Genomic DNA, 25,587 nt, shown 5'->3' on the forward strand with positions numbered 1-25,587 from the left:
CTGATTATTTCGCGAACGGCATGCCGAACAGTCTGAGCAGTTCACGTGCCTCTTCATCTGTCTTGGCAGTGGTAACGAAGATAACGTCCATACCTCTTACCTTGTCTACCTTATCGTACTCGATCTCCGGGAAGATGAGCTGCTCTTTGAGGCCGAGTGCATAGTTGCCTCTGCCGTCGAAGGAATCAGCGCTTACGCCGCGGAAGTCACGTACACGCGGAAGAGAAAGGTTGATCAGACGATCCGCAAAATCATACATTCTCTCGCCGCGAAGGGTAACCTTACAACCGATCGGCATACCTTCTCTGATCTTGAAGTTAGCAACGGACTTCTTAGCCTTTGTTGTAACAGCATGCTGACCAGTGATGATCTCCATGTCTCTTACAGCTGTGTCAAGAACCTTTGCGTTCTCCTTAGCTTCGCCAACACCCATGTTTACAACGATCTTGTCGAGCTTCGGCACTTCCATAACGTTCTTGTATCCGAATTTCTTGATCATAGCATCTACGATCTCGTTCTGATACTGTTCTTTTAATCTAGACACTTGTAGTTCCTCCTCTCTCAGTCGATCGTCTTGCCGGTAGCCTTAGCGAAACGAACCTTCTTGTCGCCCTCGGTCTTGAAGCCGACTCTGGTTGCCTTGCCGTCAACTACGAGCATAACATTGGACAGGTCAAGCGGAGCCTCAACGTGGATGATTCCACCCTGCTGGTTAGCTGCATTCGGCTTAACGTGCTTTGTGATCATGTTGCAGCCTTCAACAGTTACCTTGTTCTTCTTAACGTCTACAGAAAGAACTTTTCCTGTCTTATCTTTATCCTTACCGGTAATGATCTTAACGGTATCATCTTTTTTAATCTTCTGCACAGTCGTTACCTCCTCACAGTACTTCCGGAGCCAGAGAAACGATCTTCATAAACTGTTTCTCACGAAGCTCTCTTGCAACCGGCCCAAAGATACGAGTTCCCTTCGGAGTGTTATCCTCTTTCAGGATAACAGCAGCATTCTCATCAAATCTGATGTAGGAACCATCTTTGCGGCGTGTGCTTCTTACGGTGCGGACTACAACAGCCTTGACAACGTCACCCTTCTTTACAACGCCGCCCGGTGTTGCTTCTTTAACGCTGGCAACAATGACATCGCCGATGCCTGCATATCTTCTGGTGGAACCGCCCATTACTCGGATACAGAGCAGCTCTTTCGCACCGGTATTGTCAGCAACTCTTAATCTTGTTTCCTGCTGAATCATTCCCAATACTCCTTTCTGGGCTGAGATTATTTTGCCTTCTCAACAATCTCAACGAGTCTCCATCTCTTATCCTTGGACAGCGGTCTGGTCTCCTGAACTTTTACGGTGTCACCCATTCCGCACTCATTGTTCTCATCATGTGCCTTAAGCTTATATGTTCTCTTAATGATCTTTCCGATCAGAGGATGTTTTACGTGGTGCTCGATAGCAACAACGATGGTCTTGTCCATCTTATTGCTTACAACCTTGCCTACACGTACTTTTCTAAGATTTCTCTCCACGGTAGATATTCTCCTTTCCATTTACTTTGGAAATTATGCGTTCTCGCTTGCCTTCGCTGCCATAACAGTCTGGATTCTGGCAATATTCTTGCGTACTTCTTTAATACGGCCGGTGTTGTCCAGCTGGTTCGTAGCATTCTGGAATCTGAGTTTGAAGAGTTCCTTCTTAGCCTCAGTAAGCTCGTTGTTAAGATCTGCGAGGGACTTCTCTCTTAAATCCTTTAAATACTGATCAATCTTCACTGTTATCACCGCCTTCTACGTCTGACTTGGTAGCGATCTTGCACTTGCACGGAAGCTTGTGCATAGCGAGACGAAGAGCCTCTCTTGCTACATCCTCTGCAACACCGTCGATCTCAAAGAGAACGCGGCCCGGTTTAACTACAGCTACCCAATACTCTACAGAGCCCTTTCCGGAACCCATTCGTGTCTCAGCCGGCTTAGCTGTTACCGGCTTATCCGGGAAAATCTTGATCCAAACTTTACCGCCACGCTTGATGAAACGTGTCATAGCAACACGGGCTGCCTCGATCTGGTTGGATCTGATCCAGCACGGCTCAGTTGCGATAAGTCCGTAGGAACCGTTGGTGATCTTGTTACCTCTGGTGATCTTACCAGCCATGGAACCACGGAACTGCTTTCTACGTTTAACTCTCTTCGGCATTAACATGATTTATCGCTCTCCTTCCTTATTTCCCTTAACAGGAAGAACCTCGCCCTTGTAGATCCAAACCTTAACACCGGTCTTGCCGTATGTTGTGTTTGCCTCAGCGAAACCATACTCAATATCAGCTCTCAGTGTCTGCAGCGGGATGTTACCATCGCTGTAGAACTCCTTGCGGGCAATATCTGCGCCGCCGAGACGTCCGGATACACAAGCCTTGATTCCCTTTGCACCTGCGCGCATGGTTCTGTTCATTGCAGACTTAACAGCGCGGCGGAAGGAAACACGGTTCTCAAGCTGCTGAGCGATATTCTCTGCAACGAGCTGAGCATCCTTGTCCGGTCTCTTGATTTCCTTGATGTCGATGAAGACCTTCTTGTCTGTAAGCTTCTGAACCTCAGCCTTTGTCTTCTCGATCTCTGTACCGCCCTTACCGATAACAACGCCCGGCTTAGCAGTAAATACGATAACTTTAACTTTTCCAGCTGCACGCTCGATCTCAATCTTGGAGACGCCGGAGTCATAAAGCTTCTTCTTAAGGAACTCTCTGATCTTGTAATCTTCGATCAGGCAATCAGCGAAGTCCTTTTCAGCGTACCACTTGGAATTCCAGTCCTTGATGACACCAACTCTGATGCCGTGCGGATTAACTTTCTGTCCCATTTCTGCCTCCTATTATTTCTCATCGAGCACGATTGTGATGTTGCTCATTCTCTTTTCGATTCTGTAAGCTCTACCCTGTGCTCTCGGTCTGACTCTCTTCATGATCGGTCCCTGTCCTGCGAAGCACTCCGCAATGTACAGGTTGTCACGATTCATCTGGTTGTTGTTCTCTGCGTTTGCGATTGCAGACTCGAGAAGCTTCTTAACCAGTGAAGAAGCATATCTGGGATTATATGTAAGGATACCGAGTGCCTCATTTACATTCTTGCCTCTGATCGCATCCAGTACGAAGCATGCCTTCTGTACAGAAACTCTTGCGTAAGACAGTTTTGCTGACGGTCTCGTATCTCTATTAGCATTTCTCTCTCTCTTAATCTGAGATCTATGTCCTCTAGCCATTGCTATAACCTCCTCTCAAAACTGTGCTTAGCGAGACTTCTTCTCGTCTGCGCCGTGGCCGTGATAAGTTCTTGTAGCAACGAACTCACCAAGCTTGTGTCCTACCATGTCCTCAGTAACATATACCGGAACATGCTTTCTTCCATCATATACAGCGATTGTATGACCTAACATCTGCGGGAAAATGGTGGAACGACGGGACCAGGTCTTGATAACCTGCTTCTGTCCTGCTGCATTCATCTCGTCGATCTTCTTGAGCAGAGATGCATCCGCAAACGGTCCTTTTTTAATTGAACGACCCATTACTTAACCTCCTCGGAATTACTTGTTTCCGTTTCTTCTTCTGACAATCAGCTTGTTGGAGTGCTTGTTCTTCTTTCTGGTCTTAAGACCCAGAGCAGGCTTACCCCACGGTGTGCTCGGACCCGGACGTCCTACCGGAGCCTTACCTTCACCACCGCCGTGCGGATGGTCATTCGGGTTCATGACAGATCCACGTACGTGCGGTCTGATACCCATGTAACGAGTCTTACCAGCTTTACCAAGGTTGATCAGGTTGTGCTCGCCGTTGCCAACAACACCGAGTGTTGCGCAGCAGTCGATCGGAACCATTCTCATCTCGCCGGACGGAAGTCTCAGAGTAGCGTACTTGCCTTCCTTAGCCATGAGCTGAGCAGCTGTACCAGCGGAACGAACCATCTGGCCGCCTCTGCCCGGATAAAGCTCGATGTTGTGAACGTTGGAACCTACCGGAATCTTGCTCAGCGGGAGGCAGTTACCTGTTCTCGGCTCTGCATCAGCGCCGCTCATAACAGTCTGGCCAACCTTCAGTCCTGCCGGAGCAAGGATATATGCCTTAACGCCGTTTGCGTAGCTCAGAAGAGCGATGTTCGCAGTTCTGTTCGGATCGTACTCGATCGCAGCAACAGTTGCCGGTACGCCAACGATGTTCTTACCATTTCTCTTGAAGTCGATGATTCTGTACTTACGTCTGGAACCGCCGCCTCTGTGTCTAACGGTGATCTTACCCTGATTGTTACGACCTGCGTTCTTCTTTAAAGAAACAACAAGGGACTTCTCCGGAGCAGACTTTGTGATCTCAGAGAAATCATATCCAGACATGTTTCTTCTGGACGGGGTATATGGGCTGTATGTTTTAATTCCCATGACTCAAAACTCCTTTCGCGAACACGGGCAATCCCGTGTCCCGTTTCTCACGGATTGGTTACCGTATATTGGTGTCAGCGGGGATACTCCCCGCAGTTAGCGGATCAAAGACCTGCGAAGATCTCGATCTCTTTGCTGTCCTCAGTAAGCTGAACGATAGCTTTCTTCGTCTTTGCAGTCTTGCCGACGATCATGCCTCTTCTCTTGTCCTTACCTGCACAGTTCATGGTGTTAACACTCTTAACCTTGGTGCCCGGGAACATCTTCTCAACGGCATCCTTGATCATGGACTTGTTAGCCTCTGTGTGAACCAGGAAAGTGTACTTCTTGTCAGCCATGGAGCTCATGCTCTTCTCAGTTACGAGCGGCTTGAGGATTACGTCATAATACTGAATGTTTGCCATTATGCATATACCTCCTCGATTGCGCTTACTGCAGCCTTGGTAGCAACTACAGTGTTGTACTTAAGGATATCGTAAACGTTGATTGTGTTCACGCGTGCGGTCTTAACGTCAGCAACGTTTCTTGCGGAAACTGCTGTCTTCTCGCACTCGTCATCCAGAACAACGAGAGCCTTCTGAACCTTGAGGTTCTTCAGAACTGCTGCGAACTTCTTTGTCTTGATCTCGTCAAACTTCAGAGAATCAACAACAACGAACTTGTTCTCCTGAACTCTGGAGGTAAGTGCGCTCTTCAGAGCTGCTCTCTTCTCCTTCTTGTTCAGAGTGATTGTGTAATCGCGCGGAGTCGGTGCGAATACTACGCCGCCGCCCTTCCACTGCGGAGCACGGGTTGAACCCTGTCTTGCGTGACCAGTTCCCTTCTGTCTCCACGGCTTTCTGCCGCCGCCGGAAACCTCGGAACGTGTCTTAGCCTTCTGAGTTCCCTGACGCTTGTTTGCAAGCTGTGCAACAACTGCCATGTGAACCAGATGCTCATTTACTTCTACGCCGAATACTGCATCGTTGAGCTCAAGAGTGCCAACTTCAGCGCCTTCCATATTGTAAACAGATACATTAGCCATCTGTGTGTTCCTCCTTTCCATCTACTGCTTAGTTTGCAGACTTAACAGCCTCTCTGATTGTAACCAGAGCCTTCTTCGGTCCCGGAACGGAACCCTTAACAAGGATCAGGTTGTTCTCTGCATCAACTCTAACAACGCTCAGGTTCTGAACAGTTACTCTTACGCTGCCCATGTGGCCCGGCATTCCCTTGCCCTTAAATACGCGGCCCGGGGTAGTAGCGGAACCATTGGAACCCTGATGACGATGGAACTTGGAACCATGAGCCATCGGTCCTCTGTGCTGACCATATCTCTTGATCGCACCCTGGAAACCTTTGCCCTTGGAGATTGCAGTTGCATCAATCATATCGCCCTCAGCGAAGATATCAGCCTTGATCTCATCCTTTACAGAATACTCCTCAGCGTTCTCAAAACGGAACTCTCTGATGAATCTCTTGTAGCTGACACCAGCCTTGTCAAAGTGACCCTTAACCGGCTTGGAAACCAGCTTCTCTCTCTTGTCAGCAAAGCCGACCTGAACAGCCTTGTAGCCGTCGTTCTCTTCAGTCTTAACCTGTGTTACTACGCACGGGCCTGCCTGAAGAACTGTTACCGGAACGAGTACTCCGTCTTCATTGAAGATCTGAGTCATTCCGACCTTGGTAGCTAAGATAGCTTTCTTCATTGGAAAATGACCTCCTGTTTTTTCTACAGCGGAACGCATCTTTCAGCGTTCATCCTAGAACCGTCCGGACTGTCCGGACCTTTCAGGACTTGGTCCCTTACGGGATACCAGGCTGTTTTTTACTTGTTTTTCATCTTTACGTTGATATAAACACCTGCAGGCATCTCAAGTCTCTGCAGCGCATCAACCGTCTTCTGGTTCGGAGCAATGATGTCGATCAGTCTCTTGTGAGTTCTCTGCTCGAACTGCTCTCTGGAATCCTTATACTTGTGAACCGCACGAAGGATGGTTACTACTTCCTTCTTTGTCGGCAGCGGAACCGGTCCGCTCACCTTAGATCCATTCTTCTTTACGGTTGCTACGATCTTAGCTGCAGACTGATCTACCAGCTGATGATCATAAGCCTTAAGTGTGATTCTCATTACCTGACTTGCCATAAAAAAAGTCGCCTCCTTTTCGTACTCTGAAGCACGACAAGCGGTGACTGTACACATACCCGTGTGTGTCCGACCGGATCACACACCCGAATTGCCTTCGGTTCCGTTGTTTAACTGTACAGTGACTTGTCGCCAGTTTCTAACTTGACATTCGCTCCACGGAGAACCTGTCGCAATGGACAGCAACTTCACGCTTCACAGCTATCATGTCACAACGACGCTATCATATCATAGGTGTCAATGCTTTGCAAGAAATTTTTGTTCTAAATTAAATACAATCCATGTTTTATGCAAAATACAGCATAATTCCCATAGAACCGTCGTTTTCGGAGGATTTCAGGGGCATTTTCACTCAAACGGCGGCCTGTACATCCTCGCGGAGCAATTTTATGGTATCGGGAATTCCGGAGAAATCTCCGATACCATAAAAAAACGGGCACCCGCCAGGTATTCCCGGCAGATGCCCTCTGACTGTTTTTATTTATCGGATCGTTTCTTACTATATATAAGTATTATCTTCGATCCTCTCCCACCTCGTATTCCGGCCGGTGCCCCGGTGTCCCGGATCAGTCGTCCCAGAAATCCGGCTCAACCGGCTCTTCCGCGGACTCATCGCCCTTGGACGCCTCACCGTCAACCTCGCAGATGATACCGTTCGCGTTGGTTTTATATTTCGTTCCGCTGATCTTGAAGGTGTCCTTCGTCAGAACCTTACCGGAACGGTTGACCGCGTAATTCTTTCCGTCAACGGCAAAGATCGCCGCATTGTTGTCGGTTGCCTGCTGAAGACGTCCCATATAATAGAGGTACTTGTTCTTCACACCGGTAAATCCGCGGCCTTTGTTGTTGCCTGTCTCATTAAAATAATATTCGTGTTTGGAGCCGTCGCCCTCTTCCACGGTGCCCTTTCCGCTGACAACCGAGCTGGTCGCCTTGTCTGCGCCGAAGAAGTAGGCTGCGTACTCATCACGGTTTCCGATACGAAGCTTCCGAAGTCCGTAAACCGGATTGCCCTTGTCATTGAAGAGATAGGTCACTCCGTTGATCTTCTTCAGATTGTTGGTGGAAGCTTCGGAAAGCTCCGGTCCGACCTCCGGCACGCCCTTCGCATCAAAATAATACCACTGCTCTTCGTAATCATCGAGCTTCATGAGACCGTCCAGTTCATCGTCATCCGGCGGGGTGAGCATCGCCCACTTTGTCATCACGGATCCGTCCGATTTGAAATAACGCATATTCTTGAAGCTGCCGGCATCCTTGTCGCCCATGTTGACCCATCCGGTCTGCATCGCGCCCTTGTCGTTGAAGCAGAAGTACTTGCCGTCGATCTTCTCTAACTGATAGCCGGATCCCTCCGGCTCAAATTTTTTTCCGTTAGACTTGAAATAGTACCAGTGGAAATCTTCGTCGTCCTTGATATCCGGAGCAGTCGAATCGTCTTCCTTTTTGTCCGGATCTTCAAGCCATACCCATCCGGTCTGCATTACGCCGTCGCTGTTCACATAATACTGCTCGTCATCAACCCATCCGGTCTGCATCTCACCGTCGTCATTGAAATAGTAGTATTTGTTGTTGATCTTGGACCAGCCGCCGGTCACACATTTCCCGCTGTTGCCGAAATAGTACCATGCGGACTGTCCGGACTGGTTCCAGTCCGGATTCTTGATCGCAAGTTTCATCCACTTGTTCACAACGATCTTTCCGTCACCGTCCACGTAATATTCGTTGTCGGCCCAGGAATTGGTCGCCATCACACCCTGAGAGTTGATCCAGCGCCACTCGTTATCCGCACCGCGCTGCCACTCATTGGTCACGCGATTTCCGTTGTCGTTGACATAAGTCCAGTCATTACCGGATTTCTGCCATCCTGCCGCAAATGCAGTCACGCTCATCCCCAGCGCCAGCGCTGCGGAGAGAGCCGCCACATACACTTTCTTTGTCATCATAACCTCCTTTGGGCAGTCATTTCCGCCCCCGGATTCTTTTTAAAATCATCCTCAGGATACAGAATCCCGATGATGCTGATATCCTGACCTTATCTTATCAGCACGGGCGATGGGGTTCAATGAACTTTGTTTTCCATATTTCTTGCAAAATTCTTACGTCCCGGCACAGGACGCCTTCCCTTTCCCGTCCCGCCGCTCACAGCAAAGCGTTCTGTCCGCTTGACACTGACGCAATGCGCGGGATATGATGACACTGATATTTTTGAGAGAACTCAATCGATACGATAAGAACACAGAGAGGAATTCTATATATGTGGATTGCAGATCAATGGAATGATTATGAAGTAATCGACTGCTCGGCAGGCGAAAAATTAGAGCGATGGGGCGATTACCTTCTGGTCCGCCCGGACCCGCAGGTCATCTGGAACACCCCGAAGAAGGAAAAAGGCTGGAAGAAAATGAACGGCCACTATCACCGCTCTTCCCGCGGCGGCGGTGAATGGGAATTTTTCGATCTCCCGCAGCAGTGGTCCATCGGATATAAATCGCTGACCTTTAACCTGAAGCCGTTCAGCTTCAAGCACACCGGTCTGTTCCCGGAACAGGCGGCCAATTGGGACTGGTTCTCCGATAAGATCCGCCGGGCCAATCGCCCGATCAGCGTGCTGAACCTCTTCGCCTACACCGGCGGCGCCACGCTGGCGGCGGCCGCTGCAGGTGCGAGTGTCTGCCACGTCGACGCATCCAAGGGCATGGTAACGTGGGCAAAGGAAAATGCCGTTTCCTCCGGACTGGGCGACGCCCCGATCCGCTGGATCGTCGATGACTGCGTCAAATTTGTCGAGCGGGAGATCCGCCGCGGACACCACTATGACGGCATCATCATGGATCCGCCGAGCTACGGCAGAGGACCGAAGGGAGAGATCTGGAAAATCGAGGAAAGCATCTATCCGTTCGTACAGCTCGCATCCCAGCTCCTGTCCGATCAGCCGCTTTTCTTCCTGATCAACTCTTATACGACCGGTCTCGCGCCGAGCGTCCTCTCGTACATGATCTCCACCGAGGTCGTAAAGCATCACGGCGGCCATGTCAAAGCCGACGAACTTGGTCTCCCGGTATCCTCGAACGGTCTGGTTCTTCCCTGCGGAGCATCCGGGCGATGGGAGGCCGACTGATTTTTCCCTGACATATGTTTTTTTGTAAGAGGAGTCCTCAGCGCTCAGCGCTGCGGACTCTTCTTTTTTATCATCGTTTCTGCTGCGGTTCCATTTTCCAGTCACGAATCGAGAGAAGTGCCGGAATCAGTTCCTTCGCGCTTCTGCGGAATATAATTTCACCTTTTTCAGCGGTCGCTCCTCGCGGATCTCCACCGATCCCGATGGGGCGGCCGTCTTCTGTCTGAAGATCCTCGCCCATCCAGTTGAGCGCGGTCGCGTTCGAGAAATTGATCGCCTTCTGTCCGGCATATCCGCCGCGCTTATATCCGGTTTCAGACAGGTTTAGCTTCACCGTCTCCGGATGGATTGCCATCACCATGCTGGTCTCCATCTCCCCTCCGTGAAAATCCCAGGAGTTCTCCGGCGAGATGGTTGCCTGCACTTCCGGATGGAGAAATGCCCCCGACGCGAGCACAAACGGATAAATCCCGAAATCGTGGCGGAGCTGTCGGGAAAGCACGTCCAGAACCGGCCGGTTTCCGCCGTGGCAAACTAAAAACGCAATCTTCCGGAAACCGTGGTGCGCAATGCTCTCCGCGATATCATAGATCAGATGGTAATAGGTATCCGGTTTAAATGACACCGAGCCGCAGAAATTCAGATGTTCCACGCTGAGACCGACCGGAATCACCGGAAAAATCAGCATCGGATAATCCGGATCCTCCAGTTCCATCTCCTTTCGGATGTACTCCGGCATTGCTTCCGCGATCATCATATCGGTGCCGAGCGGCGCCTGGCTTCCGTGCTGCTCGATCGCACCCACCGGGATCATCACAACGGTCCGCTCCCTGTCAACGGCTTCCATCTCTTTCCTCGTCAAATCTCTGTAATACCGGATCATATTTTTCCTCCCACAAGTCAGAACCCTCTTCACGATTTTTCTTCAAGTTCAGCGTTTTTCTTCAAGTTCAGCGTTTTGCTTCAGCGGCGTGCGCTTCCGCACAAAACAATCGGGCACTCCCGATCCGACTGCGGATTGAGAATGCCCGGTTTACATTTCATGATGGATGATGTTTTCTCAGACCGTCTTCACATCCGTAACGACTTTTGCTGCCAGAAGGCGGCTGTAGATCAGATAGCCGATCACGTAGTTCAGACCGATCTTGATAATATTGAACGGAACCGTTGCCATCACGATAAAGCCGTTCAGATCATGGATTGCCGGATTGACCGATGCAACCATCTGAACAACCTGATCGAGAGAAACGCCCATTGCTGTCGCATACAGCGGAAGTGTGACAAACGCGTTGACTGCGCAGGCGCAGGCCGTGCGGATCACAATGCTCGCTGCCATACCGATCACAGCAGAACGGCGTGTGCTTCCGAGTTTCTTATAGATGATGTACAGCGGGAAGATGTAGAGCATGGTCGAAATCAGGTTTGCAACCTCGCCGACATACATCGTGTTCGTGCCAACCGTTACCAGCTTGATCACCAGCTTTAATACCTCCACCGCAAAACCGGAGAGCGGGCCGAGCAGAAATACGGCAATCAGGGACGGAACATCACTGAAATCCACCTTGTAAAACGGCGGCATCATCGGCAGGGCAAACTCCAGAGACATCAGCACACCGGATACTGCTGCAAGCATCGCGGTGAGGATCATCTTCTGTACACTCCATTTGTCTGTTCTCATAATCATATTCTCCTTTCGGGTACTGCATAAATTCTTCCGTCAGGAGCAGCTCCTCTTCCGCCCCGGAATGCGGCAACACGCATCCCAGCGGAGCATTTTGTATCACAGACATTTTCCAAAAATATCTATGCCACAAAAAGGACCTCAGACTCACGGGGAATCTGAGATCCGGAACGTTGTTTCCATCGCGCCGCGCACAGACGCAGCGTCATGAATCACTCCAGTTTCTTCTCTCATCCAGACTATACTGTCGGTCCCGGAATTGCACCGGGTCAACTGCTTTCGCAGGTCGCGGACTATACCGCCGGTAGGGACTTTCACCCTGCCCCGAAGAACTTATGTGTATTCTTTTTTCTTTTCCAAAATTATCATAAAGCAGTGCCGCTGTCAATAGCCTTCAGAATCACAATCGACCTTGGCTTCAGCACATACGTGCGATACCCGTCCGAAAGCGGCATCATGGTGTCCGCCGCATCCGGTTCTTCCCTTCCGGTATCGCGCACGCAGATCCATCTTTTTTTGTCCGGCAACGTCGGAAGGCCGAATTTATGTACGTTCCAGTGCATATTGAACATCACATAAAAGGTGTCATCTACCGTGCCGTCCGGCTTTTTCGCGTAATCGCCGCAATACAGGATGCCGAGCTGGCGGTGCGGACCGTCCGTTTCGGGATACCATGCATTGACCCCGTGGAACGAGATGTCCGGAAGGCCGAATCCCTGCAGATCGCAGTGGCTTGGCTTCTCTTCCCGGTGGAATACCGGGTGTTCTCTCCGGAACCGGATCAGTTCCCGGACGAAATGATGCCGTTCGGCATGTTTTTTCAGATCCGTCCAGTTCAGCCACGACGTGGCATTGTCCTGACAGTAGGCATTGTTATTTCCGTTCTGTGAGTTGCCGAACTCGTCTCCTGCCAGAATCAGCGGGATTCCCTGACTCAGAAACAGCATCAGGAACGCATTGTCCAGCTGTCTCTTCCGGATGCCGTTCACTGCCGCACGGCGGCTTTTACCTTCCTCGCCGCAGTTCCAGGTCACATTGTCCCGGGGCCCGTCTTTTCCGTTCTCCCCGTTCGCCTCATTGTGTTTCTCCTCATAGGATACCATGTCCGCCATGGTAAAACCGTTGGTGTTCGCCATGTAATTGACGGTTCCGTATCCGTCCGGATTGGCACAGATCCGGTCCATCAGATGCTGCATCTGGTTTTCATCGCCCCGCAGAACCCGGCGCATATCGTAGAGATATCCGTCATTGTATTCCGCCGCGCGGCGTTTCGGCTTTTCGCCGTCTTTCCGTCCGGCGTTCTCATTTCCGGCAAAAAAAGAAGTGTTCCGTCCCGCAGTCCCGGTCCCCTCCGGTATTCCCGCTCCGTCCATCGTAAGCGCAAAAATCTTCGTCCCCGCCAAAACCGGGTCATTCAGAAGCGGTGCCGGCTGAGCGGTTCCCGAAAGGCGGACACCGTCGATATGGTATTCGCATACCCAGAACCGGGCCGTCTCGGTAATCAGCGTCTGCGGCGTTCCCTCCGGAAAATAGAATTCCATGTAGACTTCGATGCCGTCCCGGTGGAAGGCTTTCACCATCTCACAGAATTCCCTTCGGCCGTCTTCACCGGCCGTATAAGACGCCTTCGGCGCAAAATAGCAATTCTCGTCCGAATATCCCCAGTAATTCCGCTTTCCGGTCGGTTTGCGGATCATTTTTCCAAGAGTTCTCGTCTTCGGATCGAACCCGCCGCCGACCGGAACCGGCGCGGTGACGATCTCCTGAAACTCATAGCAGGGCATCAGCTCCACCGCCGTGATCCCGAGGTCTTTCAGATATGGAATCTTCCGGATCAGTCCCCGGAAGGTTCCCGCCTCTTTCCCGAGGCCGGAGGAAACATGTTTTGTAAATCCGCGCACATGCAGCCGGTAGATCACCGTCTCCGACAGCGGGGTTCCCGGCGCCCGGTCTCCCGACCAGTCCAGTTCTTTTCCGAGAAGCACCGCCGGCAGCGCGCGGCCGTAATTCCGCTCCGATCCCCACCGCTTTTTCTGCGGGTAGAAGCGTCCCCACGGATCCGTCTTCGCCGTTTTCCCGTCCGTCAGAAGATAGCTGTATTCCTCCGGATGGTCCGTCAGAAGATCCGCCGTGTAAATGTCGCCGGTCCGCATTTCCTCCGTGAACCGGAGCGTTCCGGCCTTTCTTCCGTCCCGGTAAAGCAAAAGCCCGGGCTTATCCCCGGAAAGACCGGTGCAGATATGCGCGCCGCCGCGGATCGCGGTGACTCCCGGAGTAAAATTCCGGTCCGATGACACGGCGATCCGGATTTCCTTCTTCTGCATAGTCTGCCTCCTTTCCGGTCTCTAAACCTTTTGTCCGTTTTCGGGTATTGTGCCGGAAGCCTCGTCCTGCAGCATTTCTCTTCGGGCCGTCTCCCCGCAGAGATTTACAGATCGATCTCCAGCTCCACCGGGCAGTGATCCGATCCGAAGATTTCCGTATGGATCTTTGCCCCGCGAAGTTTCTCCTTCAGGCGGTCGGACGTGCAGAAAAAATCGATCCGCCAGCCGGCATTCTTCTCCCTCGCCTTAAAACGGTAGGACCACCAGGAATAAACTCCCTCTGTATCCGGTTCAAAGTACCGCCAGGTATCCGTGAATCCGGCAGCGAGAAGTTCCGAGAACTTTCCGCGCTCCTCGTCCGAAAAACCGGCATTCTTATGATTTGTCTTCGGATTCTTCAGATCGATCTCCTCGTGGGCAACATTCAGGTCGCCGCAGAAGATCACCGGCTTCTTTGCATCGAGCTTCTTCAGATACTCCCGAAAGGCGTCCTCCCACGTCATGCGGTAGTCCAGCCTTGCCAGCTGATCTTTGGAATTCGGAGTATAGCAGGTCACAAAATAATAATCCGGATATTCCGCTGTGATGACTCTTCCCTCATGATCATGCTCCTCGATCCCGAGACCGTACGTCACCGTCAGCGGTTCCTCCCGGCTGAACAGCGCCACACCGGAATATCCCTTCTTTTCGGCGTAATTCCAGTACTGATGATATCCGGGAAGATCCAGATCAATCTGGCCCTCCTGGAGTTTGCTCTCCTGGATACAGAAAATATCGGCGTTCAGCTCATGAAACGCATCCAGAAACCCTTTCCCGACGCAAGCCCGAAGTCCGTTAACATTCCATGAAACAAATTTTTTCATCATCTCACCTCTTTACAATCCGCAGAAGCGTAACCGGTTGCCTTTCATGCCGCTTTTTTTGTATTATATTCCAATAAAGTTTATTATTTGCAGAAAAATGTCTTAATTCTCATTTGACTTATGTGACTATTAATTCTACATTCATGTTAACAGTTCCACAAACCGTCTGCATCCTCTTTTTTCTTACAAGCTCAATATTCTTTCAACAATTCAAAAAAACAGACAATGGAGGTATCAAACTATGCATTATCTCTGCACCACCGACAGCAGCCAACGAATCCACGCCGACACGGAGCGCCTGAAGAACTTCCGCAAGAGCCGCCATCTCACGCAGCGCGAAGTGGCCGACCTGCTTCACATCCGACAGCAGGTCTATTCCAAGTACGAATGCGGCAAGCTCGAACTTCCGATCCGCCACCTGATCTCCCTCGCAAAATACTACGGCGTTTCCTCCGACCGGCTCCTCGGACTACCGAACTCCAGAGATGAGGAAATGCTGAATCTTCCCTTCGCCGGGGATCTCTCCCTGCGGGAAGTTCTGCACGGTCTGACCGGTCTTTCCGACCACGACCGTTTTCTTGTCTTCTATCTTCTCAAGCCGGATGAATGTCCGAAACTTTCGTGTTAATCGTCTGCTTCCTCATCCTCGGTCACGGTGTAAACCTGACGTTTTCTCGCCATCTCATCACTGTCGAGGTAGGAATCATAATCGGTGATCTTATCAATGATATTTCCGCCGATGAATTCAATAATACGGTTTGCGGTCGTCTGAACGATCTCGTGATCACGGGATGAGAAGATCAGAACGCCCGGGAACTTCATCATTCCGGTGTTGAGTGCAGAAATGGATTCCATGTCGAGATGGTCGGTCGGCTCGTCCAGCATCAGGACATTGGCCCCGGAAATCATCATCTTGGAAAGCATGCAGCGAACACGCTCACCACCGGAAAGAACTTTGACTTTCTTTACGCCGTCCTCGCCGGCAAACAGCATTCTTCCGAGGAATCCGCGAACATACGTCGCATCCTTCACCGGAGAGTACTGTGTCAGCCACTCTGCGATCGTATCTTCATTGGCGAATTCTTTGGAATTGTCTTTCGGGAAATATGCCTGCGACGTCGTCAGACCCCACTTGAAATCTCCCTCGTCCGGCTCAATCTCGCCGGTCAGAATCTTAAACAGTGTCGTCTTTGCCAGCTCATCCGGACCGACCAGGGCAACCTTGTCTTCGCGGTTGATGGTAAAGGATACGCCGTTCAGAACCTTGCGGCCGTTTACCGTCTTGGTCAGGTTTGAGACTGTCAGGACATCATTTCCGATCTCACGCTCCGGGCGGAAGTCGATATACGGATATTTACGGCTGGACGGACGGATGTCATCCAGTTCGATCTTCTCGAGGGCGCGCTTTCTGGATGTCGCCTGCTTGGACTTGGACGCATTCGCGGAGAATCTGCGGATGAACTCCTGCAGTTCTTTGATCTTCTCCTCTTTCTTCTTGTTTGCTTCCTTCATCTGACGGATCATGAGCTGACTGGACTGAACCCAGAAATCGTAGTTTCCGGCATAGAGCGTGATCTTGCCGTAGTCGATATCCGCGATCTGTGTGCAGACCTTGTTCAGGAAGTAACGGTCATGGGATACAACGATGACTGTATTCTCAAAATTGATCAGGAACTCTTCCAGCCATCCGATCGCATCGAGGTCCAGATGGTTGGTCGGCTCGTCCAGCAGAAGGATATCCGGGTTGCCGAACAGTGCCTGTGCCAGAAGAACTTTGACCTTCTGCGCACCGTTCAGCTCACTCATCTGCTTCTGGTGAAGCTCGGTGTCGATACCGAGGCCGTTCAGCATACTCTCCGCATCCGACTCCGCGTTCCATCCGTCCATATTGGCGAATTCCGCTTCCAGATCCGCCGCCTTGACACCGTCTTCCTCGGTGAAGTCTTCCTTTGCGTAGATGGCATCCTTCTCCTTCATGATGTCATACAGGCGCTTGTTTCCCATGATAACGGTATCCAGAACCGGATACTGATCATACTTGAACTGATCCTGCTGCAGGAAAGAAAGTCTCTGTCCCGGCGTGATGACAACTTCGCCGCTGGTCGGCTCCAGCTGGCCGGAAAGGATGCGGAGGAAAGTGGACTTTCCGGCGCCGTTGGCACCGATCAGGCCGTAGCACTCGCCCTCGGAGAACTTGATGTTGACCTCCTCAAACAGTGCCTTCTTTCCTACGCGGAGTGAAATATTGCTTGTACTAATCATTTTGTTCTGATTCCTCTCTAACTATCTGTATATTATTACTGCGGTTTTCGCCCGTAGATATCGGCAAGCCCCGCGAGATATCCGACTCTCTCATCGGTAAATGCGCCCGGCAGCATACGCCAGCTCCAGTTGTCTCCGAAGGTTCCGGGCGTATTCATGCGCGCGCGGTTGTCCAGTCCGAGCACGTCCTGCATCTGGAAAATGACAACGGACGCCACCGAGCCGTAACCGGCGCGGAACAGCATATCCATCAGACGGTTTTCGTCCGTCACGCCCAGATAATCCTTTACATACTGCATTTCCCACCACGGCCTCTGCCCGGACAGGAAATATCCGGCCATGGTCTCATTGTCATGCGTTCCACCATAGCAGATGCAATTCTCTGTATAGTTCATCGGAAGATGCGGATTCTTCCGGTCCCCTCCGAAGGCGAATTCCAGCACCTTCATGCCGGGAAATCCGAACTGCCGGAGCAGCGCTTCGACCTCCGGCACAAAAACGCCGAGATCTTCCGCGATGATCTTTGTCCCGGTTCCTTCCAGTTCTTTCAGAAGCGCCGTAAAGAGCGCCGCCCCCGGCCCCTTCCGGTAGGTTCCGTTTTTCGCGGTCGTCTCGCCGACCGGAATGGCATAATACCGGACTGTTCCGATGAAATGATCGATCCGCACGGCATCGTAGAGTTCCGCGTTGGCGCGGATCCGCTCTTTCCACCACAGAAAACCGTCCTGTTCCATCTCATCCCAGTCGTACAAAGGATTTCCCCAGAGCTGTCCGTCCGCGGAAAATGCATCCGGCGGCACACCGGCCACTTCCCGCGGCAGTCTCGTCTGACGGTCCGTCTGGAAATACCGGCTCCGGCTCCAGCAGTCTGCCGAATCGAGTGCCACATAGAGCGGCATATCGCCGATCATCCGGACTCCGCGGTCTTCCGCGTATTTCCGCACGGTTTTCCACTGTCCAAAGAATACAAACTGAAGGAATTTCCAGTATTCGATATCGCTTTCATGCTCCGCGCGGAACCGGTCCAGCGCTTCCGGCTCTCTCAGACGAAGGCCGTCTTCCCACTCTGTCCAGGGAAGATCACCGGAATCCTTTTTACAGGCCATATAAAGAGCATAGTCATCCAGCCAGAATTCCTGTGCTTTCTGAAACTGTTCGTATTCCGCGGCATTTTCCGCCGTGCGCACCGCTTTCCAACGCTCGTATGCCTTCCGGAAGAGCGCAAATCTCCCATCATAAATCTTCCCGTAATCGACCTTCGACGGATCATCGCCCCAGGCAAAACTCCGGATCTCCTCCTCTGTGAGAAGTCCGTCTCTCACCAGAAGATCCGGATCAATGAAATACGGATTCCCGGCAAAAGCCGAAAATGCCTGATACGGGCTGTCCCCGTAGCCGGTGGGCCCGAGCGGCAGTACCTGCCAGTACCGCTGTCCGGCCGCACTCAGCCGGTCGATAAAATCCAGTGCCGCCTGCCCCATCGTTCCGATTCCGTATGGGGACGGAAGCGAGCTCACCGGCATCAGGATGCCGGCGCCCCGGGCTAACGGCTCTGCCGGCGAAACCGCCGGTGATTCCGTGAGACTTTCCGTTTTTAGATCTGCTGCCGTCATATGCTTCACCTCTGCTTTTTCGCTCCGGAAGAACATATACTATCATTTTTCCGCACAGTAGACTACCTTTCCGCCGCAAATTGTCCTTATCGGCCGTCCGAAAAGTTTCCATCCCAGGAACGGCGAATTGTTTGCCTTGGAATAAAAATGATCCACCGTGTATTCACGGCAGTCATCAAACATCACCAGATCCGCCGGTGCATGCTCCGCGATGCGTCCGCCCGGAAGCCGATAAAGTCTTGCCGGATTCAGACTCATTTTCTCAAAAAGCTGCGGATAGGTGAGATATCCTTTTTTCACCAGTTCCGTCACGCCCAGCATCAGACTGGTCTCCAGACCGGTAATTCCGCTCGGCGCCTCGGTCAGCGGCCGGCTCTTTTCTTCATCGGAGTGAGGCGCATGATCGGTCGCGATCATGTCCAGTGTTCCATCCTGAAGTCCGCGGATGATCGCCTGACGATCCTCCTCCGTCCGAAGCGGCGGATTCATCTTCGCCAGTGTTCCGTATTTCAGGACTGCCTCATCGGTCAGTGTAAAATGATGCGGGGTGACCTCGCCCCAGACATGGACGCCCATCTTCTTTGCCGCCCGGAGCACCTCCACCGTTTTCCCGGAGGAAATGTGCTGAATATCCAGACTGACACCGGTTTCAAGCGCAATCGCGCAGTCCCGGGCCGTCATGGAATACTCTGCGATTGCCGGAGATCCGCCGATTCCGAGTTTCTCGGAGACCGCTCCGCGGTTGATTCCGTTGTTGCGGATAAATGCCGGATCTTCTTCGTGAAGGCTCACCGGAAGTCCGAGACGGGCCGCCCGCTCAAAGGCAAGCCGGAGCATTTCCCCATCCCGGATCGGAATACCGTCATCCGTGAATCCGGCCGCGCCGGCTTCCGCAAGCGCTTCCATATCCGTCAGCTCCTGACCGCGCATCCCCATCGTGACATTGGCACAGCTGAGAACGTGAATGCCGGTCTCTTTTCCTTTTTCCAGCACATACTTCAGCGTCTCCGGTGTGTCGACCGTGGGCTTGGTGTTTGCCATCAGAACGACCGTCGTAAAGCCTCCGGCTTTGGCCGCCTCGCTTCCGGTCAGGATATCCTCTTTATAAGTCAGGCCCGGATCGCGAAAATGAACATGAACATCGATCAGGCCCGGGCCCGTCACCAGACCCGTCCCGTCAATCTCCTGCACCTCCGATCCTGCGGATATGGCCTTCTCTGCCATTTTCACGGCCTTTTCACCGATTCCGGCGATCTCACCGCCATCCAGAAACAGATCCGTCACGCGGTCTGTTCCGCTTTCCGGATCGATCACCCGGCTGTTCTTTATCCAAAGCATTTCTTCGATTCCTTTCCGGTCTGTCCGGTTCTGTACAGAAACTCACGCTTTTTTTGCGTTCGCCTTCTCCATAAACTTTTCATTGCTGATGACGAATCTCTCGTGAGTTCCCTCGCCGATCTTGCCCTTTTCGTCGTAAACGGCAACGGTGAAAACCAGTCTTCTGCGGTCTACCTCGGTCAGTTCCGTCTCACACCATACCTTCATTCCGACCGGAGTGGCAGAGATATGCGCGACATCAAGCTTTGTGCCGACGGTTCCCTCTCCCTCCTCCAGAGAAGAAGCGACCGATTTCCATGCTGTCTCTTCGATCAGAGCGATCATCGCCGGTGTCGCAAACACCAGCAGAGTTCCGCTTCCTACTGCCTTCGCGGAATTTTCCTCGGTAACGATCGTCTCCTGTCTGCCCTTGATTCCTGTCTCGATCATGATGCTTTTTCCTCCTGAAGAATCTGTTTCTTTCTATAAAATAAAAACTAAATGTTAACAGTGCCTGTCTCTCAGTTTTTGTACCAGTTCAGCTTCCTTCCGCATTTCGGGCAGATGCGCATCCCCTCGAAAAGCTCGGTGCCGCAGGTACTGCAGTAGCGCGGTATCCGGTCCGGAATCGCAGATTGCTTCGCCTGCGCGCCATCCGCTTCGGAATTATCCTTCCCGAATCGCTTTTCTTCCTCCGCCGGATTCTCTGAATCCGTATTCCATGCAGGATCCGCGTTCCGGGCAGCATCCGGATGTCCTGCCGGCTCTTCTGTATTTGCCGCCGGACCGTATCCGTCCTCTTTTGAGGAACCGGCGGCAATCCCCGCCGCTCCCGACATCTGTCCGTCCTGATCCGACCGGCCCGCCGCACAGGCCCCGTCCGCACAGCATGAGCTGTTTTCCGGCTGCCGTGAATAATCATGACGTTCCGCATCATCCGGCTCGTCTCCAAACATTCCGCCGTATCCGTAAATCGGGGTCTTCCCGTTCATATATCCGACAAAAGCGAGGTCATCCGGGTCAATGTCGATGTCCTCGCCCCGCTCCAGCGCCCTTCCGCGCACCGGGTCGATCTCATACACCGCATGGCAGCATTTCATCCGGACAAAATAGTGTTTTCCCCACTTAAACAGGGGAATAAAGAAGAAGCTGAAGTACCAGTAGATCACATATACGTCCCCTCGGGCTTTTTTCCCGCATTTCGGGCACAGAATATCCTTCAGATATGACAGCGTCCGAATGCCCTGATTCACTCCCCCGATAAAAAACATGTCTTTATCTCCTCATATGGTTTCTTTTCAGCTGTGTATCCTCACAGCCCGGATCACGGAATATGCGTCACGCCCGCTTCACTGCCGTCAGCACATCCATGTATCCTTCCATTCGTATCAACATCTTACCCTAAAGCCCGCATTCTTGCAAGGAGCGGGGCCTTTCGCCTACATCAGGTCGCCGGTCTCCCGGAATCTCCGGTACAGATGTTTTTCTCTCGCCGTGGCAACCTGTTCCAGCATCTCCGGAATGTCATCGTTCAGATCTCCCGCAAGGATCACGTAGTTCGATGCATGGTTGGTGCGGAACACCGTTCCCGGAGAGTCCACCTTTTTCAGGAATATCTCCATCTCATCCATGATCTCGTCCGGCGTGATCCGCTCGAACCGGCCGCTCACCACATCATCGTACATCTCTGTCCCTTCATACAGACGGAGCGTCAGAAAGGATGCGTATTCCGGGTTCATCTTTGAGATCAGATCCGCGCACGCCTCCGCGTGAACGCGAACTTTACCGCGCCCGCCGAGACCGGAGATCAGCGTCACTGATGTGCCGATGCCGCATTTTTTCAGTTTCTGCCCCGCCCGGATGATCTCCTCCGCGGTCACGCCTTTATGGATGTAGCGAAGAATCTCGTCATCTCCCGATTCCGCTCCCACATAGACCAGGCCGAGACCGGCGTCCCTGAGCGCGATCAGCTCCTCTTCGGTCTTGTTCAGAATATCCTTTGCGGTTCCGTACGATGAAATCCGGTTCACAAAGGGAAATGCCGCATGAATCCGGTTCATGATCTTCACGAGGTCCTCCGTCTTCATCATCAGGGCATCGCCGTCCGCGAGGAACGCCTTGCGGAAATACGGACCGTATCCATCATCCTCCAGTTCCTGAATGTCCCGAAAGATCTCCTCCAGACTCCGGACACGGAATTTTTTCTCCTTGTACATATTGCAGAATGTGCAGGTATTATGCGCACATCCGATGGTCACCTGCAGGATCAGGCTTCTCGCCTCACTCGGCGGCCGGTATAATATTCCTTCATATTTCATGGGATTCTCCTAATGCACGATTATGCCCCTGTCCAACGCCGCAGGCGGCGTTTCAGACGGGGGCATACTTGTCTGATTCCTTATTCGGTCTCCTCCGAGGACACCGTCTCATATACTTCGTCACCAACCGCGATCCGTATAAATTCTTCCATCGCGCGGGTCATGTATTTGTTGCGCTTCTTCACGAAATGAATGCGGCGAAGGGAAAGTTTTTCATCCAGGCGATAGAAATACAGCGGCACATCATATGCGATGTGCTTTGCCAGGCCGTCCGGAATAAAGGCCGCACCGATACCGGAGCAGGCCATATTGAACGCGGAAACCACACTGTCCAGTTTCAGAATGATCTGCGGCTGGAAATTGTGCATCTGCGCCATCGCCATCGCGCGCTGATAGAGATTGTTCTCGTCCTTCAGCATGACAAACGGCGTGTCTTCCATCTTTTCCAGCGGCAGTTCCGGGCAGTCCGGCTCGTTGTTTCTTCCGGTGCGAACCTCATCCTGCGTCAGCCGGTAGTCCGTGAGCTTTCAGCCGGTGCTCCAAATCATTGGTCCATCCGCAGTAGAGCGTTCCGTCCGCACACCGGAGAAGGTATGTGAAGTTACTTCGCTCCGTCGGATTCTTCGTTCTCTCTGATGACACTTTTCTTCGCCTTCTGTGCAATCTTATCGGCCGCTTTTCCGGCGTCGGCCGCCTTTTTCTTCGCTTTCTTCGCGATCCTGTCCGCGGTCTTTCCGGCGTCGGCCGCCTTCTTCTTTGCCGTCTCCGCGATCCTGTCAGCGGTCTTTCCGGCGTCGGCCGCCTTCTTCTTCGCCGTCTCCGCGATCCTGTCCGCGGTCTTTCCGGCATCGGCCGCCTTCTTCTTCGCCGTCTCCGCGATCCTGTCCGCGGTCTTTCCGGCGTCGGCCGCCTTCTTCTTTGCCGTCTTTGCGACTTTATCCGCTGCCTTTTTTACCGTATCCGTTGCGGACTCCACTGTCGCAAGGATCACTTCCGCCGCCGATTCATCATCCGCAGCTTCCGTCTTCGGCATCGCATCGACAGTCTCTGCAGTCGATCCGCCGCCGGTCTTCTTTGTTCTTCCGGAAAGTTTCTTTGGCGCTTCCGTCGGGGTGCAGCTGAAGATCATGACAGCCAGTTCCGGAACATCCACTTCAATCGAGTCCTCCCGGCCGTTCCATGCTTCCTTCTTCGAAGTCTTCACCCTCGTGTTGCCGAGACCCGGCCCGCCGTACCGTGCGTCTTCGCTTCCGAAGATCTCCTTGAATTTTCCGGCAAACGGAACGCCGACGCGGAACTTCTTATGTGCCACCGGCGCAAAATTGCAGACAAACAGCAGCGTTTCTGCCGGGTCATCCGTCTTTCGGATGAATACGACAATATTCTGCTCCGCATCCATACAGTTTATCCACTCAAAACCGTCAGAATCGAAGTCTTTTTTCCAAAGTGCCGAATGCTTCCGGTACAATTTGTTCAGATCCCGTACATAATTCTGCGTATTTTTATGGATCGGGTACTCTAACAGGTCCCACTCAAGGGAATGTTCTTCACTCCATTCATCCATCTGACCGAATTCCTGTCCCATGAAAAGGAGCTTTTTTCCCGGATGTCCGGTCATGAATCCGTATGCGGCACGAAGCTCCGCATACTTCTCCTCCAGCGTCGCCCCCGGCATCTTGTTCACCAGAGATCCCTTTCCGTGAACAACCTCGTCATGACTGAGCGGGAGAATGAACTTCTCGCTGTACGCATAGATCATGCTGAACGTCAGATCATTGTACCGGCTGTGGCGGAAATACGGATCACACTGCATATAGCGCAGGAAGTCGTTCATCCATCCCATATTCCATTTGTAATGGAAGCCGAGAGAATTTTCCTTCACGTCGCCGGTGACGTTCGGCCACGCAGTGGACTCTTCCGCGATCAGGACTGCGCCCTTTTCGCGCTCCCGGAAGACCGAATTCAGATGCTTCAGGAATTCCACCGCTTCAAGATTCTCATTACCGCCATAGATATTGGCCACCCACTCGCCCGGCTTTCTTCCGTAGTCGAGGTACAGCATGGACGCAACCGCATCGAAGCGAAGTCCATCGGCATGGAACTCTTCGGTCCAGTACAGCGCACTTCCGATCAGGAAGTTGGATACCTGCGGACGGCCGTAATTGAAGATGAGTGTACCCCAGTCCGGATGACAACCCTGTCTCGGATCTGCATGTTCATAGACGCAGGTTCCGTCAAACTGTGCCATTCCCCAGGCATCGCGCGGGAAATGTGCCGGAACCCAGTCAAGAATAACACCGATACCCTTCGAGTGCATATAGTTGACGAAATACCGGAAATCGTCCGGCGTTCCGAACCGGCTTGTCGGTGCATAATAACCGGTCGTCTGGTATCCCCAGGAGGCGTCCAGCGGATGCTCCATTACCGGAAGGAGTTCGACATGAGTGTATCCCATATCCTTCACATATGCCGCAAGGTCATGGGCGATCTCCCGGTAATTATAGAATTCCGTGCCGAGATATGCCTTTTCCGCCTCACTTCCCTCTGCATTTTTCCGCTTCCAGGATCCCAGATGGACCTCATAGACCGCCATCGGAAGCTCATCCTGACTGTGTCTTTTCCGTTCCGCCATCCATTTGTCATCGGTCCAGTGGAACGGATCGGCACTGCAGACAACGGACGCCGTCTTCGGGCGCATCTCCGTCTGATTTGCATACGGATCGGCCTTCAGGAACGGCGCACTGTTGTGATTCTTAATTTCAAATTTATAAAGGTCCCCTGCCTTCAGTCCCGGGATGAACAGCTCAAAAACTCCGGAATCGCCCAGACGTCTCATCTGATGACGCCTTCCATCCCAGAGGTTAAAATCTCCGACCACCGACACGCGCATCGCGCACGGTGCCCAGACCGCAAAATCAACGCCTTCCACACCATCCACCGTCTTCGGATGGGCACCCAGAATCTTCCAGATCTCATAATGAGTTCCGGCACTGAACTTCTTCAGGTCGCTGTCTTTAATCTGCGCAGGGAACGCATATGGATCGCACATATCGCAGAGGGTCCCGTTGTCAAACAGGACTTCATAATGATAGGTTCCGATGTCCGCAAGCGGAATGAAAACCGCAAAGAAACCGCTCTCATCCACGAGTTCCATCGGATATTTCTTTCTGCTCCCATTCAGGCAGACAGAGATTCCCCTTGCTGTCGGAAGATACGCCTGCACCAGTGTACCCTTTTTCTTTCGGTGCGCGCCCAGGATCCGATGCGGGTCAGAAGACTCCGAATATGTAATTTCCTCAATTGCTTTCCAGTCCATCAGATCATACAACTTTCCATCCATATGTCTGCCTCCCGATTTTGAGTTTTACATGGCCTCCGCTTTACTTTCCATGTCAATATAATACAATATTTCATGACGATTTGAAACAACAAAAAAATCTTGCTTATTCATGTAAGTTATCTTACACTTTATAATTGTATAACTTTTCACCCGATCCCGTTATAACTTCTGTTATAACAGTTGATTTCACGGCTTAAACC

General features: G+C 52.2%; 29 protein-coding genes, 1 pseudogene and 1 riboswitch. Of the genes and pseudogenes, 2 read left to right on the forward strand and 28 right to left on the reverse strand.

Features of this window, described 5'->3' with window-relative positions; genetic code table 11:
* Positions 1-4: 4 nt before the first annotated feature.
* The 15 genes from rplE to BR86_RS0105150 form a co-directional block, all read right to left on the reverse strand.
* Complete coding sequence (rplE, locus tag BR86_RS0105080) at positions 5-544, reverse strand: 50S ribosomal protein L5 (protein WP_031471911.1); 540 nt, start codon at positions 542-544, stop codon at positions 5-7.
* 17 nt (positions 545-561) lie between these two features.
* Positions 562-867, reverse strand: a complete 306-nt coding sequence (rplX, locus tag BR86_RS0105085; RefSeq protein WP_031471912.1) for a 50S ribosomal protein L24 — start codon at positions 865-867, stop codon at positions 562-564.
* Positions 868-880: 13 nt separating this feature from the next.
* A complete protein-coding gene (gene rplN / locus BR86_RS0105090; protein WP_031471913.1) occupies positions 881-1,249 on the reverse strand; it encodes a 50S ribosomal protein L14 in 369 nt (122 codons plus the stop codon).
* Positions 1,250-1,275: 26 nt separating this feature from the next.
* Positions 1,276-1,530: a 30S ribosomal protein S17 gene (gene rpsQ, locus BR86_RS0105095; RefSeq protein WP_074649775.1), complete on the reverse strand. Its 255-nt coding sequence runs from the start codon at positions 1,528-1,530 to the stop codon at positions 1,276-1,278.
* A gap of 33 nt (positions 1,531-1,563) precedes the next feature.
* Positions 1,564-1,773, reverse strand: a complete 210-nt coding sequence (gene rpmC / locus BR86_RS0105100) for a 50S ribosomal protein L29 (protein WP_031471915.1) — start codon at positions 1,771-1,773, stop codon at positions 1,564-1,566.
* Positions 1,763-2,200 carry a 50S ribosomal protein L16 gene (gene rplP / locus BR86_RS0105105; RefSeq protein ID WP_031471916.1) on the reverse strand — a complete coding sequence of 146 codons (438 nt, stop codon included), beginning with the start codon at positions 2,198-2,200 and terminating at the stop codon, positions 1,763-1,765. The genes rpmC and rplP overlap by 11 nt, the downstream gene beginning before the upstream one ends.
* 3 nt (positions 2,201-2,203) lie before the next feature.
* A complete protein-coding gene (gene rpsC, locus BR86_RS0105110) occupies positions 2,204-2,857 on the reverse strand; it encodes a 30S ribosomal protein S3 (RefSeq protein WP_031471917.1) in 654 nt (217 codons plus the stop codon).
* A gap of 12 nt (positions 2,858-2,869) precedes the next feature.
* Positions 2,870-3,256, reverse strand: a complete 387-nt coding sequence (gene rplV, locus BR86_RS0105115) for a 50S ribosomal protein L22 (RefSeq protein ID WP_038287913.1) — start codon at positions 3,254-3,256, stop codon at positions 2,870-2,872.
* Positions 3,257-3,283: 27 nt separating this feature from the next.
* Complete coding sequence (rpsS, locus tag BR86_RS0105120) at positions 3,284-3,559, reverse strand: 30S ribosomal protein S19 (RefSeq protein ID WP_031471919.1); 276 nt, start codon at positions 3,557-3,559, stop codon at positions 3,284-3,286.
* Between the two features lie 18 nt (positions 3,560-3,577).
* The gene (gene rplB / locus BR86_RS0105125) at positions 3,578-4,423 is read right to left on the reverse strand and encodes a 50S ribosomal protein L2 (RefSeq protein ID WP_031471920.1); all 846 of its coding nucleotides are present in this window, start codon (positions 4,421-4,423) and stop codon (positions 3,578-3,580) included.
* Between the two features lie 104 nt (positions 4,424-4,527).
* Positions 4,528-4,827: a 50S ribosomal protein L23 gene (rplW, locus tag BR86_RS0105130; protein ID WP_031471921.1), complete on the reverse strand. Its 300-nt coding sequence runs from the start codon at positions 4,825-4,827 to the stop codon at positions 4,528-4,530.
* The gene (gene rplD / locus BR86_RS0105135; RefSeq protein WP_031471922.1) at positions 4,827-5,447 is read right to left on the reverse strand and encodes a 50S ribosomal protein L4; all 621 of its coding nucleotides are present in this window, start codon (positions 5,445-5,447) and stop codon (positions 4,827-4,829) included. Before rplD ends, rplW begins: the two co-directional genes overlap by 1 nt.
* 28 nt (positions 5,448-5,475) lie before the next feature.
* The gene (gene rplC, locus BR86_RS0105140; protein WP_031471923.1) at positions 5,476-6,111 is read right to left on the reverse strand and encodes a 50S ribosomal protein L3; all 636 of its coding nucleotides are present in this window, start codon (positions 6,109-6,111) and stop codon (positions 5,476-5,478) included.
* Between the two features lie 119 nt (positions 6,112-6,230).
* Complete coding sequence (rpsJ, locus tag BR86_RS0105145; protein WP_031471924.1) at positions 6,231-6,548, reverse strand: 30S ribosomal protein S10; 318 nt, start codon at positions 6,546-6,548, stop codon at positions 6,231-6,233.
* A gap of 566 nt (positions 6,549-7,114) precedes the next feature.
* Complete coding sequence (locus tag BR86_RS0105150; RefSeq protein ID WP_242841569.1) at positions 7,115-8,491, reverse strand: PspC-like choline-binding domain-containing protein; 1,377 nt, start codon at positions 8,489-8,491, stop codon at positions 7,115-7,117.
* Between the two features lie 314 nt (positions 8,492-8,805).
* On the opposite strand from BR86_RS0105150, the gene BR86_RS0105155 reads away from it, so the two are divergent.
* The gene (locus tag BR86_RS0105155) at positions 8,806-9,669 is read left to right on the forward strand and encodes a class I SAM-dependent methyltransferase (RefSeq protein ID WP_031471926.1); all 864 of its coding nucleotides are present in this window, start codon (positions 8,806-8,808) and stop codon (positions 9,667-9,669) included.
* 70 nt (positions 9,670-9,739) lie between these two features.
* Here BR86_RS0105155 and BR86_RS0105160 read toward each other — a convergent pair whose 3' ends face one another.
* From BR86_RS0105160 to BR86_RS0105175, 4 genes are all read right to left on the reverse strand, one after another.
* Positions 9,740-10,552, reverse strand: a complete 813-nt coding sequence (locus BR86_RS0105160) for a creatininase family protein (RefSeq protein WP_031471927.1) — start codon at positions 10,550-10,552, stop codon at positions 9,740-9,742.
* A gap of 177 nt (positions 10,553-10,729) precedes the next feature.
* Positions 10,730-11,347, reverse strand: a complete 618-nt coding sequence (locus BR86_RS0105165) for an ECF transporter S component (protein WP_031471928.1) — start codon at positions 11,345-11,347, stop codon at positions 10,730-10,732.
* Between the two features lie 221 nt (positions 11,348-11,568).
* Positions 11,569-11,686: riboswitch (FMN riboswitch) on the reverse strand.
* Positions 11,687-11,715: 29 nt separating this feature from the next.
* Positions 11,716-13,674 (reverse strand): alpha-amylase family glycosyl hydrolase, encoded by a 1,959-nt coding sequence (locus BR86_RS0105170; RefSeq protein WP_038287916.1) that lies wholly within the window; start codon positions 13,672-13,674, stop codon positions 11,716-11,718.
* Between the two features lie 104 nt (positions 13,675-13,778).
* A complete protein-coding gene (locus BR86_RS0105175) occupies positions 13,779-14,537 on the reverse strand; it encodes an exodeoxyribonuclease III (protein ID WP_031471930.1) in 759 nt (252 codons plus the stop codon).
* Positions 14,538-14,778: 241 nt separating this feature from the next.
* On the opposite strand from BR86_RS0105175, the gene BR86_RS15585 reads away from it, so the two are divergent.
* Positions 14,779-15,165 carry a helix-turn-helix domain-containing protein gene (locus BR86_RS15585; protein ID WP_075034428.1) on the forward strand — a complete coding sequence of 129 codons (387 nt, stop codon included), beginning with the start codon at positions 14,779-14,781 and terminating at the stop codon, positions 15,163-15,165.
* On the opposite strand, the gene BR86_RS0105185 is transcribed toward BR86_RS15585, so the two are convergent.
* From BR86_RS0105185 to glgB, 9 genes and pseudogenes are all read right to left on the reverse strand, one after another.
* Complete coding sequence (locus tag BR86_RS0105185) at positions 15,162-16,799, reverse strand: ABC-F family ATP-binding cassette domain-containing protein (protein ID WP_031471932.1); 1,638 nt, start codon at positions 16,797-16,799, stop codon at positions 15,162-15,164. The two genes, BR86_RS15585 and BR86_RS0105185, sit on opposite strands and share 4 nt — an antisense overlap.
* Before the next feature lie 35 nt (positions 16,800-16,834).
* A complete protein-coding gene (gene malQ, locus BR86_RS0105190; RefSeq protein WP_075034435.1) occupies positions 16,835-18,412 on the reverse strand; it encodes a 4-alpha-glucanotransferase in 1,578 nt (525 codons plus the stop codon).
* Between the two features lie 42 nt (positions 18,413-18,454).
* Complete coding sequence (locus BR86_RS0105195; protein WP_031471934.1) at positions 18,455-19,750, reverse strand: dihydroorotase; 1,296 nt, start codon at positions 19,748-19,750, stop codon at positions 18,455-18,457.
* Positions 19,751-19,792: 42 nt separating this feature from the next.
* A complete protein-coding gene (locus BR86_RS0105200; protein ID WP_031471935.1) occupies positions 19,793-20,179 on the reverse strand; it encodes a thioesterase family protein in 387 nt (128 codons plus the stop codon).
* Positions 20,180-20,250: 71 nt separating this feature from the next.
* Complete coding sequence (locus BR86_RS15100; RefSeq protein WP_051684593.1) at positions 20,251-21,000, reverse strand: zinc ribbon domain-containing protein; 750 nt, start codon at positions 20,998-21,000, stop codon at positions 20,251-20,253.
* A gap of 168 nt (positions 21,001-21,168) precedes the next feature.
* Entirely contained in the window at positions 21,169-22,047 is an 879-nt protein-coding gene (locus BR86_RS0105210; RefSeq protein WP_031471937.1) for a radical SAM protein, read from the reverse strand.
* 80 nt (positions 22,048-22,127) lie between these two features.
* On the reverse strand, positions 22,128-22,556 hold the full coding sequence (locus BR86_RS14555; RefSeq protein WP_330372102.1) for a LysR family transcriptional regulator substrate-binding protein: 429 nt from the start codon (positions 22,554-22,556) through the stop codon (positions 22,128-22,130).
* A gap of 10 nt (positions 22,557-22,566) precedes the next feature.
* Positions 22,567-22,689: pseudogene (locus BR86_RS16580) on the reverse strand (GIY-YIG nuclease family protein); the annotation flags it as partial.
* Positions 22,649-25,387 carry a 1,4-alpha-glucan branching protein GlgB gene (gene glgB / locus BR86_RS0105220; RefSeq protein ID WP_081844102.1) on the reverse strand — a complete coding sequence of 913 codons (2,739 nt, stop codon included), beginning with the start codon at positions 25,385-25,387 and terminating at the stop codon, positions 22,649-22,651. The pseudogene BR86_RS16580 and the gene glgB, both read right to left, overlap by 41 nt.
* Between the last annotated feature and the right edge of the window lie 200 nt (positions 25,388-25,587).

This window comes from [Clostridium] aminophilum DSM 10710 (assembly GCF_000711825.1).
Taxonomy (GTDB): Bacteria; Bacillota; Clostridia; order Lachnospirales; family Lachnospiraceae; genus Clostridium_R; species Clostridium_R aminophilum.